The sequence below is a fragment of the Huaxiibacter chinensis genome (assembly GCF_022171985.1).
GTDB classification, from domain to species: domain Bacteria; phylum Pseudomonadota; class Gammaproteobacteria; order Enterobacterales; family Enterobacteriaceae; genus Enterobacter; species Enterobacter chinensis_A.
This window is the reverse complement of sequence record NZ_JAJVHF010000016.1, coordinates 61,391-80,073: the sequence shown is the minus strand read 5'-3', so window position 1 is coordinate 80,073 and position 18,683 is coordinate 61,391. Positions and strand designations below refer to the sequence as shown.

At 54.3% G+C, this 18,683-nt stretch carries 17 protein-coding genes and 2 tRNA genes; 13 read left to right on the top strand and 6 right to left on the bottom strand.

All coding sequences use genetic code 11. The features are described 5' to 3' along the window. Positions 1-11: 11 nt before the first annotated feature. Both LZP96_RS21730 and LZP96_RS21725 read left to right on the top strand, forming a co-directional pair. Positions 12-88: transfer RNA gene (locus LZP96_RS21730), tRNA-Asp, on the top strand. Between the two features lie 53 nt (positions 89-141). Continuing rightward, positions 142-217, top strand: a tRNA-Trp gene (locus LZP96_RS21725). A 101-nt stretch (positions 218-318) separates the two neighbouring features. Here the strand turns inward: LZP96_RS21725 and hdfR are convergent. Further along, on the bottom strand, positions 319-1,140 hold the full coding sequence (gene hdfR, locus LZP96_RS21720; RefSeq protein WP_064327936.1) for an HTH-type transcriptional regulator HdfR: 822 nt from the start codon (positions 1,138-1,140) through the stop codon (positions 319-321). Between the two features lie 118 nt (positions 1,141-1,258). Between hdfR and LZP96_RS21715 the strand changes: the two genes are divergently transcribed. Continuing rightward, entirely contained in the window at positions 1,259-1,597 is a 339-nt protein-coding gene (locus LZP96_RS21715) for a MaoP family protein (protein ID WP_064327935.1), read from the top strand. Between the two features lie 30 nt (positions 1,598-1,627). On the opposite strand, the gene LZP96_RS21710 is transcribed toward LZP96_RS21715, so the two are convergent. Further along, complete coding sequence (locus LZP96_RS21710) at positions 1,628-3,148, bottom strand: YifB family Mg chelatase-like AAA ATPase (RefSeq protein WP_064327934.1); 1,521 nt, start codon at positions 3,146-3,148, stop codon at positions 1,628-1,630. Positions 3,149-3,490: 342 nt separating this feature from the next. On the opposite strand from LZP96_RS21710, the gene ilvL reads away from it, so the two are divergent. From ilvL to ilvA, 7 genes are all read left to right on the top strand, one after another. Then, on the top strand, positions 3,491-3,589 hold the full coding sequence (gene ilvL / locus LZP96_RS21705; protein ID WP_071892525.1) for an ilv operon leader peptide: 99 nt from the start codon (positions 3,491-3,493) through the stop codon (positions 3,587-3,589). A gap of 86 nt (positions 3,590-3,675) precedes the next feature. Then, entirely contained in the window at positions 3,676-3,732 is a 57-nt protein-coding gene (gene ilvX, locus LZP96_RS24235) for a peptide IlvX (protein ID WP_374230164.1), read from the top strand. Further along, entirely contained in the window at positions 3,729-5,375 is a 1,647-nt protein-coding gene (ilvG, locus tag LZP96_RS21700) for an acetolactate synthase 2 catalytic subunit (protein WP_064327933.1), read from the top strand. The genes ilvX and ilvG overlap by 4 nt, the downstream gene beginning before the upstream one ends. Continuing rightward, the gene (gene ilvM / locus LZP96_RS21695) at positions 5,372-5,635 is read left to right on the top strand and encodes an acetolactate synthase 2 small subunit (RefSeq protein ID WP_064327932.1); all 264 of its coding nucleotides are present in this window, start codon (positions 5,372-5,374) and stop codon (positions 5,633-5,635) included. The genes ilvG and ilvM overlap by 4 nt, the downstream gene beginning before the upstream one ends. 17 nt (positions 5,636-5,652) lie before the next feature. Then, on the top strand, positions 5,653-6,582 hold the full coding sequence (locus LZP96_RS21690; RefSeq protein ID WP_064327931.1) for a branched-chain amino acid transaminase: 930 nt from the start codon (positions 5,653-5,655) through the stop codon (positions 6,580-6,582). Positions 6,583-6,642: 60 nt separating this feature from the next. Further along, positions 6,643-8,493 (top strand): dihydroxy-acid dehydratase, encoded by a 1,851-nt coding sequence (gene ilvD, locus LZP96_RS21685; protein WP_064327930.1) that lies wholly within the window; start codon positions 6,643-6,645, stop codon positions 8,491-8,493. Between the two features lie 2 nt (positions 8,494-8,495). Continuing rightward, positions 8,496-10,040, top strand: a complete 1,545-nt coding sequence (gene ilvA / locus LZP96_RS21680) for a threonine ammonia-lyase, biosynthetic (protein WP_064327929.1) — start codon at positions 8,496-8,498, stop codon at positions 10,038-10,040. Between the two features lie 18 nt (positions 10,041-10,058). Here ilvA and ilvY read toward each other — a convergent pair whose 3' ends face one another. Then, complete coding sequence (gene ilvY, locus LZP96_RS21675; RefSeq protein ID WP_064327928.1) at positions 10,059-10,949, bottom strand: HTH-type transcriptional activator IlvY; 891 nt, start codon at positions 10,947-10,949, stop codon at positions 10,059-10,061. Between the two features lie 166 nt (positions 10,950-11,115). On the opposite strand from ilvY, the gene ilvC reads away from it, so the two are divergent. Further along, positions 11,116-12,591: a ketol-acid reductoisomerase gene (gene ilvC, locus LZP96_RS21670; RefSeq protein ID WP_064327927.1), complete on the top strand. Its 1,476-nt coding sequence runs from the start codon at positions 11,116-11,118 to the stop codon at positions 12,589-12,591. Between the two features lie 63 nt (positions 12,592-12,654). Here ilvC and ppiC read toward each other — a convergent pair whose 3' ends face one another. After that, on the bottom strand, positions 12,655-12,936 hold the full coding sequence (gene ppiC / locus LZP96_RS21665; RefSeq protein WP_015960967.1) for a peptidylprolyl isomerase PpiC: 282 nt from the start codon (positions 12,934-12,936) through the stop codon (positions 12,655-12,657). An 86-nt stretch (positions 12,937-13,022) separates the two neighbouring features. Between ppiC and rep the strand changes: the two genes are divergently transcribed. Beyond that, on the top strand, positions 13,023-15,044 hold the full coding sequence (gene rep / locus LZP96_RS21660) for a DNA helicase Rep (protein WP_064327926.1): 2,022 nt from the start codon (positions 13,023-13,025) through the stop codon (positions 15,042-15,044). Between the two features lie 5 nt (positions 15,045-15,049). Here rep and gppA read toward each other — a convergent pair whose 3' ends face one another. After that, positions 15,050-16,531, bottom strand: a complete 1,482-nt coding sequence (gene gppA, locus LZP96_RS21655; RefSeq protein WP_064327925.1) for a guanosine-5'-triphosphate,3'-diphosphate diphosphatase — start codon at positions 16,529-16,531, stop codon at positions 15,050-15,052. Between the two features lie 122 nt (positions 16,532-16,653). Next, positions 16,654-17,919 carry an ATP-dependent RNA helicase RhlB gene (gene rhlB / locus LZP96_RS21650; protein WP_064327924.1) on the bottom strand — a complete coding sequence of 422 codons (1,266 nt, stop codon included), beginning with the start codon at positions 17,917-17,919 and terminating at the stop codon, positions 16,654-16,656. A gap of 144 nt (positions 17,920-18,063) precedes the next feature. On the opposite strand from rhlB, the gene trxA reads away from it, so the two are divergent. Further along, complete coding sequence (gene trxA / locus LZP96_RS21645; protein WP_004386384.1) at positions 18,064-18,393, top strand: thioredoxin TrxA; 330 nt, start codon at positions 18,064-18,066, stop codon at positions 18,391-18,393. Positions 18,394-18,683 lie beyond the last annotated feature (290 nt).

The following is an 18,683-nucleotide window of genomic DNA, read 5'->3' as shown; positions in this document are numbered from 1 at the left end:
CAGTCTTCGGTGGAGCGGTAGTTCAGTCGGTTAGAATACCTGCCTGTCACGCAGGGGGTCGCGGGTTCGAGTCCCGTCCGTTCCGCCACTTATTAGAAAATTAAGCCTGCTTAGATAGCAGGCTTAATGATAAGAAACTTTAGGGGCGTAGCTCAGTTGGTAGAGCACCGGTCTCCAAAACCGGGTGTCGCGAGTTCGAGTCTCTCCGCCCCTGCCATATAATAATCCTTTGCTTAGGCAAAGGATTTTTTTTGTCTTCAATTTACCTCCTCTCACCTCTTTGCTCGCATCCTTGCAAGCATTGTCCAGTGTCTGTCTTTATTCCATTACATTGATTTTCAATAGATCTTTAATTTGCGCCTGCTTATCACTGTTCTGCAGCCAGATGGCGTAAAGGGGCCTTAGCAGCGTTGTTGAGTCGGCGACCGTGTGCAAGTTCTGTTTCTCGTCAGCCCAGCGGGTAGGTAGCCAGGTGCAACCTTTCAGATGCGCAAGCTGTTGGCAGGCAATTTCTGCCGAGCTGGTCGTAAGTGGGGGGACATCGTCAGCCGCGATTAAACCGGCCTCATGTTGCTGAAAATCCGGTCCCCACTCCAGACGTAAATAGTTCAGATCGCTCTTCATCATTCCTGGTTCCGCGGCATATAACGACAAACTGAATTGCCCGAGGATCTGGCTGCTAAATTCGTCCATTTTGGGGGCTTCTGTCGTGATCAGCAGATCAAGCTGTCGTTCATGCAGTTGTTTTACCAGCGACTGCCGTTGGGCAATGCGGGCCTCGAACTGTAACTGCCCATGCGACTGATATAAGCGCGCCAGCCAGGGACTCAGCATACATTCCCACAGCGACGCGCTGGCTCCGATAGAAAATTCATTGTACCGGGAAGTATGGGCGACCTCCTTTCGGGCCGCCTGCCAGGTGCTCATGAGCGTTTCAGCATAAGGTAAAAGCTTTTCACCTGCTGCCGTTAAGCGAATGTTGTTGCGATGACGGGTGAAAAGATTCACGCCAAGCTGATTTTCAAGCTGACGAATACGAAAACTCACTGCTGACTGCGTCAGATAGAGCGCTTCCGCGGCGCGCCCAAAGTGACGCGTTCTGCTCACTTCAAGGAAAGTTTTTAGCAATTCCGTATCCACATCTTTCTCCGCAAAATTATTTGTCGTTATGATTTAAATGTTTTGTTTTACACTCTGTCAAGCGTAACTAATACTCCGCGCCATAAATAGCTCGGCCAAAGAATTAGGAGCGTGTAGGATGGCGGACAGCTTTACGACAACTAATCGTTTTTTCGACAATAAACATTATCCGCGTGGGTTCTCTCGTCATGGTGATTTCACCATCAAAGAGGCACAACTACTTGAGCGTCATGGTTATGCCTTTAACGAGTTAGATCTGGGCAAACGTGAGCCTGCAACAGAAGATGAGAAGCAATTTGTTGCCGTTTGCCGTGGCGAGCGTGAGCCTGAATCTGAAGTAGAACGTGTCTGGATCAAATACATGGCACGCATTAAGCGACCAAAGCGTTTCCACACTCTGTCTGGCGGTAAGCCACAGGTTGAAGGCGCAGAAGACTACACTGAGTCAGACGATTGATATTATGAAAAAGGGGCTTCGGCCCCTTTTTTACGCCAGCATCTTTTGCAGATGCAGCAAAAGGCGGTCAATCGCTCGGTAGCTCAAGGCTTCCTGCAAATGGCGTCGTTCAATTTCAGTGCACTCCTCCAGGTCGGCAATAGTACGCGCCACCTTCAGCAAACGCTGCCAGGCACGGACGGATAGTCCAAATCGCGTCAGCGTCTCCTCAAGCCACTGTGCATCACTTTCTGATAAGCGACAGTGCTGACGAATCCCGGCGTTATCCAGACGCGCATTCAGCGTGTTCTGGCGCACATACTGCCTGTCATGAGCAGCCTCAACCCTTTGGCGCACGGTCGCACTGCTTTCACCGGTTTTTGGGTTATGACCGAGTACGCCGGCCGGCGGAAGAGGGATCTCCAGAGACAGGTCGAAACGGTCAAGAAAGGGGCCAGATAATCTGCCCAGATAGCGAAGCGTCTGTTCCGGGCTGCTTCGATTATGATTGCCCTGATAATGACCCGACGGGCTGGGGTTCATTGCAGCAACAAGCTGAAACCGGGCAGGGTAGCTAATTTTAGCGCGCGTTCGCGAGATATGGATTTGCCCGGACTCAATCGGTTCGCGCAAAGCATCGAGTACGCGGCGCTCAAATTCGGGCAATTCGTCGAGAAACAGAATGCCATTGTGCGCTAACGAAATTTCACCGGGTTCGGGAATCGCACCCCCGCCGACCATCGCGTTGAGGGATGCGCTGTGATGGGGGGAGCGGAAGGGCCTTTTCCGCCACTGGGTATGCAAGGACTGGGCATTCACCAGACTAATAATTGCAGCGCTCTCCAGCGCGTCCTGGCTGGTTAAAGGAGGAAGCAAACCGTTCAGGCGGCTGGCCAGCATTGTCTTACCCGTTCCGGGTGGGCCAATGAGGAGCAGGTTATGCCCGCCTGCAGCGGTGATCTCCAGCGCGCGTTTCCCTTGCTCCTGACCGATGATGTCGCTCAGGTCCTCAGCGCTGTCAGGCAGAATAAACTGATGCTCTTCTGGAGCGTCAAGCTCATGGCGGCCCTCCAGAAAAGCACAGACCTCCTGCAAATGTTCAGCGACCAGACACCCTTTCTCTTCAATCAGGCTCACTTCGGGTTCATTTTCGCGGGCAACGACGATCTGCCGTCCCGCTCTCAACGCGGCCAGTGCTCCCGAAATAGCACCAGGAACGCCTCTCAGCGCGCCTGTAAGCGCCAGCTCACCCACGAACTCGTACGTATTCAGTCTTGAAGCGCTAAGCTGCTCAGACGCCACGAGAAGCGCAATGGCGATAGGTAAATCATATCGCCCTCCCTCTTTTGGCAAGTCTGCAGGAGCGAGATTGATGGTGATCTTCTTCGCAGGGTAGGTATAACCGCTATTGATGATAGCGCTTCGTACCCGATCCCTGGACTCTTTCACCGTTGTTTCAGGCAGGCCGACGAGGGTCAGACCGGGTAGCCCATTACTTAAGTGAACCTCCACTGAGATAAGTGGCGCATTGACGCCTAAAGCTGCACGCGTAAAAACAACCGACAATGACATAATTGCCTCCTTAGAGGGGTACTATGCCTTACGGTTTTGTGCAGGATGAGGTCTGCTTTACGTTTTTACGCGGCATGTTCACCGATTTTTAATGGAAAATGTAATCGTTGCATTTCTTTGGAAAGTGAGCCGCAAAGCTAAAAAAAAGCGCGTTAACCTGCCTTACGATCGCGATAAGAATATGAAAATTATTCAAATCCTGATTTTCTTATATAAAACATATATTTTTTGTATATCTGCTCGCTGACGCACGTAGCGTGTCATAAATTTTTCTTGTGTTACGTTCGGAATCTGTGGTACCTCTTTAGGTATTCCTTCGAACAAGATGCAAAAAAACTGAAAATGAAAGCCCTTCTAAATGTGATTAGCCTAGTTGTGATTAGCGTGGTGGTGATTATTATCCCACCGTGCGGGGCTGCACTTGGACGAGGAAAGGCTTAAGAATCAAGCCTTAACGAACTAAGACCCCCGCACCGAAAGGTCCGGGGGTTTTTTTATGACTTAAAAACTTAAAAGAGGAGCAGGCAATGACATCTAGCATAAAATTCTGTTTCTCTCGATTTATGACGGGGAACTCACTATGAATGGAGCACAATGGGTAGTACATGCGTTGCGAGCGCAGGGCGTCGACATTGTTTTCGGATACCCGGGCGGCGCCATCATGCCGATTTACGATGCCTTGTATGATGGCGGCGTTGAACACCTGTTGTGTCGACATGAGCAGGGAGCCGCAATGGCCGCGATTGGTTATGCCCGTTCTACCGGCAAAACCGGCGTTTGCATGGCGACATCCGGGCCGGGCGCGACGAATTTGATCACCGGCCTTGCAGATGCGCTTCTCGACTCCGTTCCCGTTGTGGCGATCACCGGCCAGGTGGCGCTGCCGTTAATCGGTACCGATGCTTTTCAGGAAGTGGACGTTCTCGGTTTGTCTCTCGCCTGCACCAAGCACAGCTTCCTGGTGCAGTCTCTGGAAGAGTTGCCACGTGTGATGGCAGAAGCCTTTCAGGTGGCAAACTCAGGCCGTCCGGGTCCCGTCTTAGTCGATATTCCCAAGGATATCCAAATAGCTACTGGCGATCTGGAGCCACACTTCTCTACCGTAGACAGTGAGGATGGCTTCCCCCATGTGGAAGTTGAAGAGGCCCGCCAGATGCTGATGCAGTCCCGGCAGCCCATGCTGTACGTGGGTGGCGGCGTCGGCATGGCGCAGGCGGTTCCAGCCTTACGCGACTTTGTCGCCGCCACGCAAATTCCGGTCGCCTGTACGCTGAAAGGGTTGGGCGTTGTTGAAGACGATTATCCCTACTACCTCGGTATGCTGGGAATGCACGGTACCAAAGCGGCGAATCTGGCCGTTCAGGAATGCGATCTGCTTATCGCCGTGGGCGCGCGCTTTGACGACCGCGTAACCGGTAAACTGAATACGTTCGCCCCAAACGCAAAGGTCATCCATATGGATATCGACCCTGCGGAAATGAATAAATTGCGTCAGGCGCACGTGGCCCTGCAGGGCGATTTGAATACGCTGTTGCCCGCGCTGCAACAACCGCTGTCCATCGAAGGCTGGCAACAACATACTGCGGCAATGCGGGCTGAACACGCCTGGCGCTATGACCACCCCGGCGAGGCTATCTACGCCCCGTTGCTGTTAAAACAGCTTTCGGACCGTAAGCCTGCCAGCAGCGTGGTGACAACCGATGTGGGTCAGCATCAAATGTGGTCGGCGCAGCACATGACCTATACCCGTCCTGAAAACTTTATCACCTCCAGCGGGTTAGGCACGATGGGCTTCGGCCTGCCAGCCGCGGTGGGTGCGCAGGTGGCTCGCCCGGACGATACCGTCATCTGCGTCTCCGGCGATGGTTCTTTCATGATGAACGTGCAGGAGCTGGGCACGGTGAAGCGTAAGCAGTTACCGTTGAAAATCCTTTTACTGGATAACCAGCGTCTGGGCATGGTTCGCCAGTGGCAGCAGCTGTTCTTCAACGAGCGGTATAGCGAAACGACCCTGACCGATAACCCCGATTTCCTCGTGTTAGCCAGCGCCTTTGGCATCCCTGGCCAGCACATCACCCGAAAAGACCAGGTAGAAGCGGCGCTCGACACCATGCTGTCCAGCAAAGGGCCTTATCTGCTTCATGTCTCAATCGATGAACTTGAGAACGTCTGGCCGTTGGTGCCGCCCGGTGCCAGTAATGCACAAATGCTGGAGAAATTATCATGATGCAACATCAGGTCGCCGTTCAGGCCCGCTTCAACCCGGAAACATTAGAACGCGTGTTACGCGTCGTACGCCATCGCGGCTTTCAGATTTGCTCCATGAATATGGAGACCGCGACGGATGCACAAAACATAAATATCGAATTGACCGTTGCCAGCCCACGGTCGGTCGACTTACTGTTTAGTCAGTTAACGAAACTGGTGGACGTGGCGCATGTTGCCATCTGCCAGAGCACAACCGCATCACAACAAATTCGCGCCTGAGCGAAATAGGAATAAAAATGACAACGAAGAAAGCTGATTACATTTGGTTCAACGGTGAGATGGTTCGTTGGGAGGAGGCAAAAATTCACGTGATGTCTCATGCCCTGCACTACGGTACCTCCGTTTTTGAAGGCATCCGTTGCTACGATTCTCACAAAGGACCTGTGGTGTTCCGCCACCGCGAGCATATGCAACGCCTGCGTGATTCAGCCAAAATCTATCGTTTCCCTGTTTCTCAAAGCGTCGATGAACTGATGGAAGCCTGCCGCGCCGTCATCCGCAAAAACAACCTGACGAGTGCCTATATTCGTCCGCTGGTGTTTGTGGGCGATGTGGGGATGGGCGTTAACCCGCCGGAGGGTTATACCACCGATGTGATCATTGCTGCGTTCCCGTGGGGTGCCTACCTGGGTGCCGAAGCACTCGATCAGGGGATCGACGCAATGGTTTCTTCCTGGAACCGCGTTGCACCAAACACAATTCCGACCGCGGCGAAAGCGGGCGGTAACTATCTTTCCTCACTGCTCGTGGGCAGCGAAGCGCGTCGTCATGGTTATCAGGAAGGCATCGCGCTGGATGTCCACGGCTATATCTCTGAAGGCGCAGGCGAAAACCTGTTCGAAGTGAAGGATGGCATTCTGTTTACTCCGCCATTCACCTCTTCCGCGCTGCCGGGTATCACGCGTGATGCCATTATCAAGCTGGCGAAAGATCTGGATATCGAGGTGCGCGAGCAGGTGCTCTCCCGTGAATCCCTGTATCTGGCAGACGAAGTCTTTATGTCCGGTACCGCCGCGGAAATCACCCCTGTACGTAGCGTGGACGGCATCCAGGTAGGCGAAGGCCGCTGTGGCCCGGTCACCAAACGCATCCAGCAAGCATTCTTTGGCCTCTTCACCGGTGAAACGGAAGATAAATGGGGCTGGTTGGATCAGGTTAATCACTAAATATAAATATGGGACGGCACGCACCGTCCCATTTAATAGTCAGACGGGAGTTAATTAAGCATGCCTAAGTATCGTTCAGCCACTACCACACATGGTCGCAATATGGCCGGTGCCCGCGCTTTGTGGCGCGCAACCGGAATGACCGATGATGACTTCGGTAAGCCAATTATCGCTGTGGTCAACTCTTTCACCCAGTTCGTGCCGGGCCATGTGCATCTGCGCGATCTCGGTAAGTTGGTTGCCGAGCAAATCGAAGCGTCTGGCGGCGTGGCGAAAGAGTTCAACACCATTGCGGTGGATGACGGTATCGCCATGGGCCACGGGGGCATGCTTTATTCACTGCCGTCGCGCGAGCTGATCGCGGACTCCGTGGAGTACATGGTGAACGCCCACTGCGCGGATGCCATGGTCTGTATCTCCAACTGCGATAAAATCACCCCGGGGATGCTGATGGCCTCCCTGCGTCTGAACATCCCGGTGATCTTCGTCTCCGGCGGCCCGATGGAGGCAGGTAAAACCAAGCTGTCCGATAAAATCATCAAACTCGATCTGGTCGATGCGATGATTCAGGGTGCGGATCCGAAGGTCTCCGACGAGCAAAGCGACCAGGTCGAACGCTCGGCGTGCCCAACCTGCGGCTCATGTTCCGGTATGTTTACCGCTAACTCCATGAACTGTCTGACCGAAGCGCTGGGTCTTTCTCAGCCGGGCAACGGTTCACTGCTGGCAACCCACGCCGATCGTAAGCAGCTGTTCCTCAATGCGGGCAAACGCATTGTTGAGCTGACCAAACGCTACTATGAGCAGGACGATGCCAGCGCACTGCCGCGCAATATTGCCAGTAAAGCGGCATTCGAAAACGCGATGACCCTGGATATCGCCATGGGCGGTTCTACTAACACCGTTCTGCACCTGCTGGCGGCGGCGCAGGAAGCCGAAATCGACTTCACCATGAGTGATATCGATAAGCTTTCGCGCAAGGTACCGCAGCTGTGTAAAGTGGCGCCAAGCACCCCTAAATATCATATGGAAGACGTTCACCGTGCGGGCGGCGTACTGGGGATTCTGGGAGAGCTTGACCGTGCCGGCCTGTTGAACCGTGAGGTGAAGAACATTCTCGGCCTGACGCTGCCAGAGTCGCTGGAGCAGTACGATGTCATGCTCACCAAAGATGCCTCGGTGAAAGCGATGTTCCGCGCAGGCCCTGCGGGGATCCGGACCACGAAAGCATTCTCGCAGGATTGTCGTTGGGACACGCTGGATGACGACCGCGCTCAGGGCTGCATTCGCTCTCTGGAGCATGCTTACAGCCAGGACGGCGGCCTCGCCGTGCTGTACGGTAACTTTGCTGAAAATGGCTGTATCGTCAAAACCGCCGGCGTGGATGACAGCATCCTGAAATTCACCGGCCCGGCGAAAGTCTACGAAAGCCAGGACGATGCGGTTGAAGCGATCCTGGGCGGAAAAGTGGTGGCAGGCGATGTGGTGGTCATTCGTTACGAAGGACCAAAAGGCGGGCCGGGCATGCAGGAAATGCTCTATCCCACCACCTTCCTGAAATCCATGGGGCTGGGTAAAGCCTGTGCGTTGATCACCGATGGACGCTTCTCCGGCGGGACGTCGGGTCTCTCTATCGGCCACGTCTCGCCGGAAGCGGCAAGTGGTGGCAATATCGCGATCATCGAAGACGGCGACCTGATTGAAATCGACATTCCGAATCGCGGGATCCAGCTGAAGCTGACTGCCCAGGAAATTGCCGCACGTCGTGAAGCGCAAGATGCCCGCGGCGAAAAAGCCTGGACGCCGAAAGATCGCCAGCGTGAGGTCTCCTTCGCCCTGCGTGCCTATGCAACGCTTGCGACCAGTGCAGATAAAGGCGCGGTACGCGATAAATCGAAACTGGGGGGCTAACGATGGCCGAATCACAACCCCTGTCAGACGCCCCCGAGGGGGCGGAATATCTCAGGGCGGTGCTACGCGCTCCGGTCTATGAAGCGGTGCAGGTGACGCCGCTGCAGAAAATGGACAAGCTCTCTTCGCGCCTTGATAACGTTATTCTGGTGAAACGAGAAGACCGTCAGCCTGTCCATAGCTTTAAGCTCCGTGGGGCGTACGCAATGATGGCGGGCCTGACGGATGAGCAAAAAGCACGTGGTGTCATTACCGCATCCGCGGGTAATCACGCTCAGGGTGTGGCATTTTCGGCCGCCCGTCTGGGCTTAAAAGCGCTGATTGTCATGCCTGTCGCCACGGCGGATATCAAAGTGGACGCCGTACGGGGATTTGGCGGTGAAGTCTTGCTCCACGGTGCCAATTTTGATGAGGCGAAAGCGAAGGCGGTTGCCCTGTCGCAGCAGCAGGGATTTACCTGGGTACCGCCTTTCGATCATCCGATGGTGATTGCAGGTCAGGGCACGCTGGCGCTGGAACTATTGCAGCAGGACGCCCATCTCGATCGCGTGTTTGTGCCGGTTGGCGGCGGTGGACTGGCAGCGGGCGTGGCGGTACTGATCAAGCAGCTGATGCCGCAAATCAAAGTGATTGCGGTTGAGGCCGAAGATTCAGCTTGCCTGAAAGCGGCACTGGATGCAGGTCATCCGGTTGATTTGCCGCGCGTGGGATTATTTGCGGAAGGCGTGGCGGTTAAACGCATTGGCGATGAAACCTTTCGCGTCTGTCAGGAATATCTCGATGACATCATCACCGTCGACAGTGATGCCATCTGCGCGGCGATGAAAGATCTGTTTGAAGATGTGCGTGCAGTGGCCGAGCCTTCCGGCGCGCTTGCGCTGGCGGGGATGAAGAAATATATCGCCCGGCACAACATTCGCGGCGAGCGTCTTGCCCACGTGTTATCGGGTGCGAACGTTAATTTCCACGGCCTGCGCTATGTTTCTGAGCGCTGTGAACTGGGCGAGCAACGTGAAGCGCTCCTTGCGGTCACTATTCCAGAAGAAAAGGGGAGCTTCCTGAAGTTTTGCCAGCTTCTCGGCGGCCGCTCCGTTACCGAGTTCAACTATCGTTTTGCCGATGCGAAAGACGCCTGCATCTTTGTCGGCGTGCGCTTAAGCCGTGGGCTTGAGGAGCGTAAAGAGATCCTCAACCTGCTGCATGACGGCGGCTACAGCGTGGTCGACCTGTCCGATGACGAAATGGCGAAGCTGCACGTGCGTTATATGGTCGGAGGTCGACCGTCCAAACCCTTGCAGGAACGTCTGTACAGCTTCGAGTTTCCGGAATCACCGGGCGCGTTGTTGAAATTCCTGCATACCCTTGGGACGCACTGGAACATCTCCCTTTTCCATTATCGCAGCCACGGCACGGATTATGGGCGCGTACTGGCGGCCTTTGAACTGGGCGAGCACGAGCCCGATTTCGAAACGCGGCTCAATGAGCTGGGTTACGACTGTCACGATGAAACCCATAACCCGGCGTTTCGTTTTTTCCTCGCGGGTTAAGCAAAGCGCCACCGTGCTTTAATGGTTAGGCAGTATTTTCCAGAACGCATCAATCAGCGGCTCATGCAGCCGCTTTTTTTGTGCGCACACGCCAAGTTCAAACGGGGTTTTTTCGTCACTGCGCTCTAAAATCATCACGCGATTGCGCACCGGCTCGGGGCTGTTTTCCAGTACCACCTCCGGCAGTAACGCCACGCCACATCCCAGCGCCACCATCGATACCATGGCTTCATGCCCGCCTACGGTGGCGTAGATCGACGGGTTGCTGATCTTCTGACGACGGAACCATAGCTCAATTCGGCGGCGAACGGGCCCCTGATCGGCCATGATAAACGGCACGGTAGACCAGTCTGGCTTTTCCACCGACACCTGATTACGCACCGGGCAGGGCAGCGCTGGCGCAATTAACACCACGGCCAGATTTTCCAGCATCGAAAACGCCACCGCGCCGGGCAATGTCTCTGGTTTCCCGGCAATCGCCAGATCCGCCTCGCCCGTCACCACTTTTTCCATGGCATCAGCGGCATCACCGGTGGTGAGTTTGATTTCAACGGAGGGATGCTCAGCGCGAAAGCGATCAAGAATAGGGGGCAGGTGGCTGTAGGCAGCGGTCACGGAGCAGAAAATATGCAGTTCACCCGACAGCGAGGGGCCTTGCTGGTCGATGGTGTGCCGCAGTTGCTGATACTGCAACAAGGTTTGTTGAGCAAAGACGCGCAGCTCCTCGCCCGCCTCCGTGAGCGTCACCGTGCGGTTATCGCGGACAAACAGCGGCTGACCGAGGTCCTCTTCCAGACGCTGAATTTGACGTGACAGCGTGGATGGGCTCACGTGCATTGCTCTGGCGCTGCGACCAAAATGGCGGCTGTCGGCCAGATGCAGAAACATTTTTAGATCGCGTAAATCCACCGTTTGCACTCCAGGATTTTCCGTTGCAGAATTTGCAACGTGACGTTGTGAATATATCAATTTCCGCAATAAATTTCCTGTCATATAGTGGGTTCATTCTCTCTTGCAAGACACGGCAAGCGAACCGAACAATAAGCACCACAACACAACATCACGAGGTATCACCATGGCTAACTACTTCAACACACTGAATCTGCGCCAGCAGCTGGCTCAGTTGGGCAAATGCCGCTTTATGGCGCGCGACGAATTTGCCGATGGCGCAAGCTATCTTCAGGGTAAAAAAGTGGTCATCGTCGGCTGTGGCGCACAGGGCCTGAACCAGGGTCTGAACATGCGTGATTCCGGTCTGGATATCGCCTACGCTCTGCGTAAAGAAGCGATTGCTGAAAAGCGCGCATCCTGGCGTAAAGCGACCGAAAATGGCTTTAAAGTAGGGACTTACGAAGAGCTGATCCCTCAGGCTGACCTGGTGGTTAACCTGACGCCAGACAAACAGCACTCTGACGTGGTGCGTGCCGTTCAGCCGATGATGAAAGACGGTGCTGCGCTGGGTTACTCCCACGGTTTCAACATCGTGGAAGTCGGCGAGCAGATCCGTAAAGACATCACCGTTGTGATGGTGGCACCGAAGTGCCCGGGCACCGAGGTACGTGAAGAGTACAAACGTGGTTTCGGTGTTCCAACGCTGATCGCGGTTCACCCGGAAAACGATCCAAAAGGCGAAGGCATGGCGATTGCCAAAGCATGGGCCGCTGCTACCGGGGGTCACCGTGCCGGCGTGCTGGAATCCTCCTTCGTCGCGGAAGTGAAATCTGACCTGATGGGTGAGCAGACCATTCTGTGCGGTATGTTGCAAGCCGGCTCTCTGCTCTGCTTCGACAAGCTGGTGGAAGAGGGTACCGATCCGGCCTATGCCGAAAAACTGATTCAGTTCGGCTGGGAAACCATCACCGAAGCGCTGAAGCAGGGCGGGATCACGCTGATGATGGACCGTCTGTCCAACCCGGCAAAACTGCGTGCTTACGCGCTGTCCGAGCAGCTGAAAACCATCATGGCCCCGCTGTTCCAGAAACATATGGACGACATCATCTCCGGTGAGTTCTCTTCCGGCATGATGGCAGACTGGGCAAACGACGATAAAAAACTGCTGACCTGGCGTGAAGAGACCGGTAAAACGGCCTTCGAAACCGCTGCACAGTTCGACGGTAAAATTAGCGAGCAGGAGTACTTCGATAAAGGCGTTCTGATGATTGCGATGGTGAAAGCGGGCGTTGAGCTGGCATTCGAAACCATGGTGGATTCCGGCATCATCGAAGAGTCCGCGTATTATGAATCACTGCACGAATTACCGCTGATTGCGAATACCATTGCGCGTAAGCGTCTGTACGAAATGAACGTGGTTATCTCTGATACCGCCGAGTACGGTAACTACCTGTTCTCTTATGCCTGCGTACCTCTGCTGAAAGAGTTCATGACCACGCTGCAGACAGGCGATTTGGGTAAAGCGATTCCGGAAGGTGCCGTGGATAACGCCCAGCTGCGCGATGTTAACGAAGCGATTCGTAGCCACGCCATCGAAAGCGTGGGTCACACCCTGCGCGGTTATATGAAGGATATGAAGCGTATCGCCGTTGCAGGTTAATACCCGGGCGGGCTGATGCCCTGACTAAACGTTCAAGGCCTTCTCTCAGAGAAGGCCTTGTTGTTAATTGCGGTAAAGCACTTTGATGATGTGGTAACCAAACTGGGTATGCAGTGGGCCAGTCGGCTCCAGCACCGGGCAGGAGAACACCACTTTATCGAACGCAGGAACCATCTGGCCCTGACGGAATTCACCCAGATGACCGCCTTTTTTACCTGACGGGCAGGTAGAATGTTTCTTCGCCAGTTTCTCGAAGTCTGCGCCATTTTTGATCTGTTCCAGAAGATCTAAAGCCAGTTTCTCTTCTTTAACAAGGATATGCAGTGCTGCTGCTGTTTTTGCCATGATCGTGCCTTGAGTGGGATGGATTAGGCTCGCTATACTACCACGCTGATTCTCTCCCCTCCCGACTTTCATTGAGTGACCTTCTTATGCGTTTGAACCCCGGACAACAACAAGCCGTCGAATTTGTCACCGGACCATGCCTGGTGCTGGCAGGGGCGGGATCCGGTAAAACACGCGTCATCACTAACAAGATTGCTCACCTTATTCGCGGCTGCGGGTATCAAGCTCGCCATATCGCGGCGGTGACCTTTACGAACAAAGCGGCACGTGAAATGAAAGAGCGCGTCGGGCAAACGCTGGGACGCAAAGAGGCGCGTGGGCTGATGATTTCGACCTTCCACACACTGGGGCTGGACATCATCAAGCGTGAATATGCCGCGCTGGGGATGAAATCGAATTTCTCGCTTTTTGACGATACCGATCAGGTCGCCTTGCTCAAAGAGCTCACCGAAGGTCGCCTCGAAGACGACAAACTCATTCTCCAGCAGCTGATCTCGACGATCTCTAACTGGAAGAACGATCTGATGTCGCCAGCGCAGGCGGCGGCGAGCGCGAAAGGCGAACGCGAGAGGATCTTCGCCCACTGTTACAGTCTGTATGACGATCACCTGAAAGCCTGCAACGTTCTCGATTTTGACGATCTGATTTTATTGCCCACGCTGCTTTTACAGCGCAATGAAGAGGTGCGTGAACGCTGGCAAAATAAGATCCGCTATCTGCTGGTGGATGAGTATCAGGACACTAACACCAGCCAGTATGAGCTGGTGAAACTGCTGGTTGGTCAGCGCGCGCGCTTTACGGTGGTGGGGGATGATGACCAGTCGATTTACTCCTGGCGCGGCGCGCGTCCGCAAAACCTGGTGCTGCTGAGCAAAGATTTCCCCGCGCTCCAGGTGGTTAAGCTGGAGCAGAACTATCGATCGTCCGGCCGCATCCTGAAAGCAGCCAATATTCTGATTGCGAATAACCCGCACGTCTTTGAAAAACGCCTCTTTTCCGAGCTGGGTTATGGTACGGAACTCAAGGTCCTTAATGCCAATAACGAGGAACACGAAGCCGAGCGGGTCGCAGGGGAGTTGATTGCCCATCACTTCGTCAACAAAACCGACTATAAAGATTATGCGATCCTGTATCGCGGTAACCACCAGTCCCGCGTTTTTGAAAAGATGCTGATGCAAAACCGCATCCCGTACAAAATTTCGGGCGGAACCTCATTCTTTTCGCGACCTGAAATCAAAGACCTGCTCGCTTACCTGCGCGTGCTGACCAACCCTGATGATGACAGCGCGTTTTTACGGATCGTGAACACGCCAAAAAGGGAAATTGGCCCGGCGACGCTGCAAAAGCTGGGTGAATGGGCGATGACGCGAAATAAAAGCATGTTTACCGCCAGCTTTGATCTGGGATTAAGCCAGACGCTGACCGGACGTGGATACGATTCGCTGACCCGTTTTACCCAGTGGCTGGCGGAAATCCAGCGAATGGCAGAGCGTGAGCCCGTCGTGGCCGTACGCGATCTGATCCGAGGTATCGATTACGAATCCTGGCTGTATGAAACCTCTGCCAGTCCGAAAGCCGCAGAAATGCGTATGAAAAACGTTAACCAGCTTTTTACCTGGATGACGGAGATGCTTGAAGGGTCGGACATTGACGAACCGATGACGCTGACGCAGGTGGTCACCCGCTTCACCTTGCGCGACATGATGGAGCGCGGCGAAAGCGAAGAAGAAGCGGATCAGGTTCAGTTGATGACCCTCCATGCCTCTAAGGGTCTGGAGTTCCCCTATGTGTTCCTGGTCGGCATGGAAGAGGGGCTGCTGCCTCATCAGAGCAGCATTGATGAAGACAATGTCGACGAAGAACGTCGCCTGGCCTATGTCGGCATTACGCGCGCCCAGAAAGAACTGACCTTTACGATGTGTAAGGAACGTCGTCAGTACGGGGAACTTGTTCGTCCTGAACCGAGCCGTTTCCTGCTGGAACTGCCTCAGGATGATTTGATCTGGGAGCAGGAGCGAAAGGTCATTACGCCTGAAGAGCGTATGCACAAAGGGCAAGCCAACGTGGCGAATATTCGTGCCATGCTGGCGAAAGCCAAAGAGAAGTGACGGAACTATTTTACCTCTAAAACCCAGTGGACATAGCTTTGCCACTGGCACTCTTGTTCAATCAGCTCAGCGCCCAGCGGGTGGAGATCAAGCCATTTTTCAGGCAGCGTGAGCGTGAGGTTTTCGTTGTCTACCGTCAACGTGATGGCGGGCAACAAATCATCCCGGCGTCGGCTGGCAAAGAGAATGGCCAGACGTAACAGACGACACAGATGCTCGGCCACGCGTGGAGGCACGGCGTTTTGTTGATGCAAAGAGGAGAGATCGACCGTACTGGTCTGATTCAGAAGCAGCGTCGCGAGTAATTTTTTCTGCGCCGGTGTAAAGCCGGGCAGGTCGAGATGACGCACCAGATAAGCCGCATGGGCAGGCGCTTGTTTAAAATCGATGCTTAAGCCCACTTCATGTAAAGCGCAGGCGCTCAGCAGAAGATCGCGACTTAAAGGCTCCAGATCCCAGCTCTCTTTCACCTGATCGGCGAAATGGGACGCCAGTTGCGCCACGCGATGAGCTTGATCCGCATCGACCATAAACCGACGCTGAACGTTACGCAGCGTCCGACTGCGAATGTCCTGATCCACCGCCAGATGCAGCATGCCATAGACCAGACCTTCGCGCAGTGCGCCGCCGGATAAGGTCATACAGCGAATATTTAACTCAGAGAAAATGGCAATAAGAATCGCCAGGCCGCTTGGGAACACGAGCGCCCGTTCAAGGGTCAGCCCTTCGATCTCGAGCTCTTCAAGCCGTCCACACTGAATGGCACGTTGCTTTAGCTGCTGGAGTTTGGCCAGCGTAATCCGCTCGTCCATCCCCTGCGCCATCATGATTTCCTGAAGCGCCTGAACGGTGCCCGACGCGCCGACGCAGATTTTCCAGCCGTGATATTGCAGCTCGTCCATGACGGGGCGCAACACGTCTCGGGCCGCACGCTCAGCGTCGTCGAAGTTTTCCTGGGCGAGATTGCGGTCGGTAAAGTAACGCTCAAGCCAGGTGACGCAGCCCATCGAGAGACTAAACAACGAAGTTGCCTGCGCCCCCGTCCCCGTCACCAGTTCAGTGCTTGCCCCGCCGATATCCACCACCAGACGTCGATCGTCACCGCCGGTGGTATGCGCCACACCCTGATAAATCAGGCGAGCTTCTTCTTCACCGCTAATGACCTGGACAGGACAGCCCAGAATTTCCTGCGCTTTGGCGATAAAATCGGCGGCATTAACGGCCAGACGTAACGTGGCCGTCGCCACCACGCGGATTTGATTATGCGGGATATCCTGCAAACGTTCAGCAAACAGACGTAAACATTGCCAGCCACGTTCCATGGCCTCAGGGGAGAGATGATTGTCCGGACTCAGACCCGCCGCGAGACGGACCTTACGCTTAATGCGTGACAGGGTTTGAATACTCCCTGCCACCTCGCGCACGACCAGCATATGAAAACTGTTCGAGCCGAGATCGATTGCTGCATAAAGCGAGGTGGAACTCATACCCTTCATCCTTCAAGCTGCCTCGTCTGCGTGCCCCAGCCACTTACTGACGTAAGCGCCTGGAGATTCACACTCTTGCCGCCTCGACGCACCCTAAACGACAGCGTGTCGGGCATATTGAGTTAACCGGAACGACGACGATTACGCGGTGCGCCAGTACGACGCGGGCCGTTGCCGGAGCGGGCGCGGGTCAGTCGCTTAGGTGGCGGCAGTTCGCTCAACAATGCTTCCGGATTGTATTTGCTCTGCGGAATCGAGTGACCAATGTAGGTCTCGATAGCAGGAAGATTCAGCGCATACTCTTCACAGGCAAGACTGATTGAGTGTCCGCTCGCCCCGGCACGGCCGGTACGGCCAATACGGTGTACGTAATCTTCGCAATCGTCAGGCAGATCGTAGTTGAATACGTGGGTCACGGCAGGAATATGCAGGCCGCGTGCAGCCACATCGGTTGCGACCAGAATATCTAAATCGCCACGGGTGAACTCTTCCAGGATCCGCAGACGTTTCTTCTGTGCCACGTCACCGGTCAGCAAACCTACGCGGTGACCGTCTGCTGCCAGATGGCCCCAGATGTCTTCGCAACGGTGCTTGGTATTGGCGAAGATGATGGCGCGATCGGGCCACTCTTCTTCGATGAGCGTTTGCAGAAGACGCATTTTCTCTTCGTTAGACGGGTAGAAAAGCTCTTCTTTAATACGGTGGCCGGTTTTCTGTTCTGGCTCAACTTCAACGTATTCAGCGTTGTTCATTTGTTCAAACGCCAGTTCGCGGACGCGATAAGAGAGCGTGGCCGAGAACAGCATGTTCAGACGCTGCGTGGTCGGAGGCATACGACGGAACAACCAGCGGATATCCTTAATGAAGCCCAGATCGTACATACGGTCCGCTTCATCGAGAACGACAACCTGAATGGCGCCAAGGTTAATATGGTTTTGCTTGGCGTAATCGATAAGACGGCCCGTGGTGCCAATCAGGATATCAACACCGCTTTCCAGCACTTTAAGCTGTTTGTCGTAGCCATCGCCGCCATACGCCAGACCCAGCTTCAGACCGGTCGTCTGTGCCAGAGGCTCAGCGTCAGCATGGATTTGCACCGCAAGTTCTCGCGTTGGCGCCATGATCAGCGCGCGCGGTTGGTTAACTTTTCGGTCAGCCATTGCTGGATGAGAAAGTAAATAATGAAACGTTGACGTCAAAAACGCCATCGTTTTGCCAGTACCGGTTTGCGCCTGCCCTGCAACATCGCGACCAGCCAGCGTAAGCGGCAGTGCGAGGGCCTGTATGGGCGTGCAGTTATGAAACCCTTTAGTTTCAAGGGCTTCGATCACTTTTGGGTGCAGGGCGAAGTCGGAAAACTTCTGTTCTGTTAAATGTGTTTTGCTCATAGTGTGGTAGAATATCAGCTTACTATTGCTTTACGAAAGCGTATCCGGTGAAATAAAGTCAACCTTTAGTTGGTTAATGCGACATCAACACGTCGTTGGTGGAGACGAAACCAACGTACCAGGCTTATTCCTGTGGAGTTATATATGAGCGATAAAATTATTCACCTGACTGACGATAGTTTTGACACGGACGTACTTAAAGCTGACGGGCTGACCCTCGTCGATTTCTGGGCTGAATGGTGTGGTCCTTGCAAAATGATCGCTCCGATTCTGGATGAAATCGCCGACGAATATCAGGGCAAACTGACCGTTGCCAAGCTGAACATCGACCAGAACCCGGGCACCGCGCCAAAATACGGCATCCGTGGCATCCCAACCTTACTGCTGTTCAAAAACGGCGAAGTGGCAGCGACCAAAGTGGGCGCGCTGTCTAAAGGTCAGCTGAAAGAGTTCCTTGACGCGAATCTGGCGTAAGGTTTCTCAGCCTGCGGCGTCTGGAATTCCGAATTCACCTGGATCTCTGGACGCCCGGCTTTAGTCGTGCTAAGTTAGCTATGACTTCGTTTTAAACATACCTTGTTGTTTGAATCTTGTTTTACCCGATACTTCCCTTTGTTGTCATAAACAGTGCGTGAAGTTGCTAGATTCCGGGCTTGTCACTCAATCCGTCTTGTCGTTTCAGATCTGCGTTCTTTCCCTGTGACCAGACAGCGAACAGACATGAGTTGATGGCCGCTAACAGGCATGGATGACCCTTCCATACC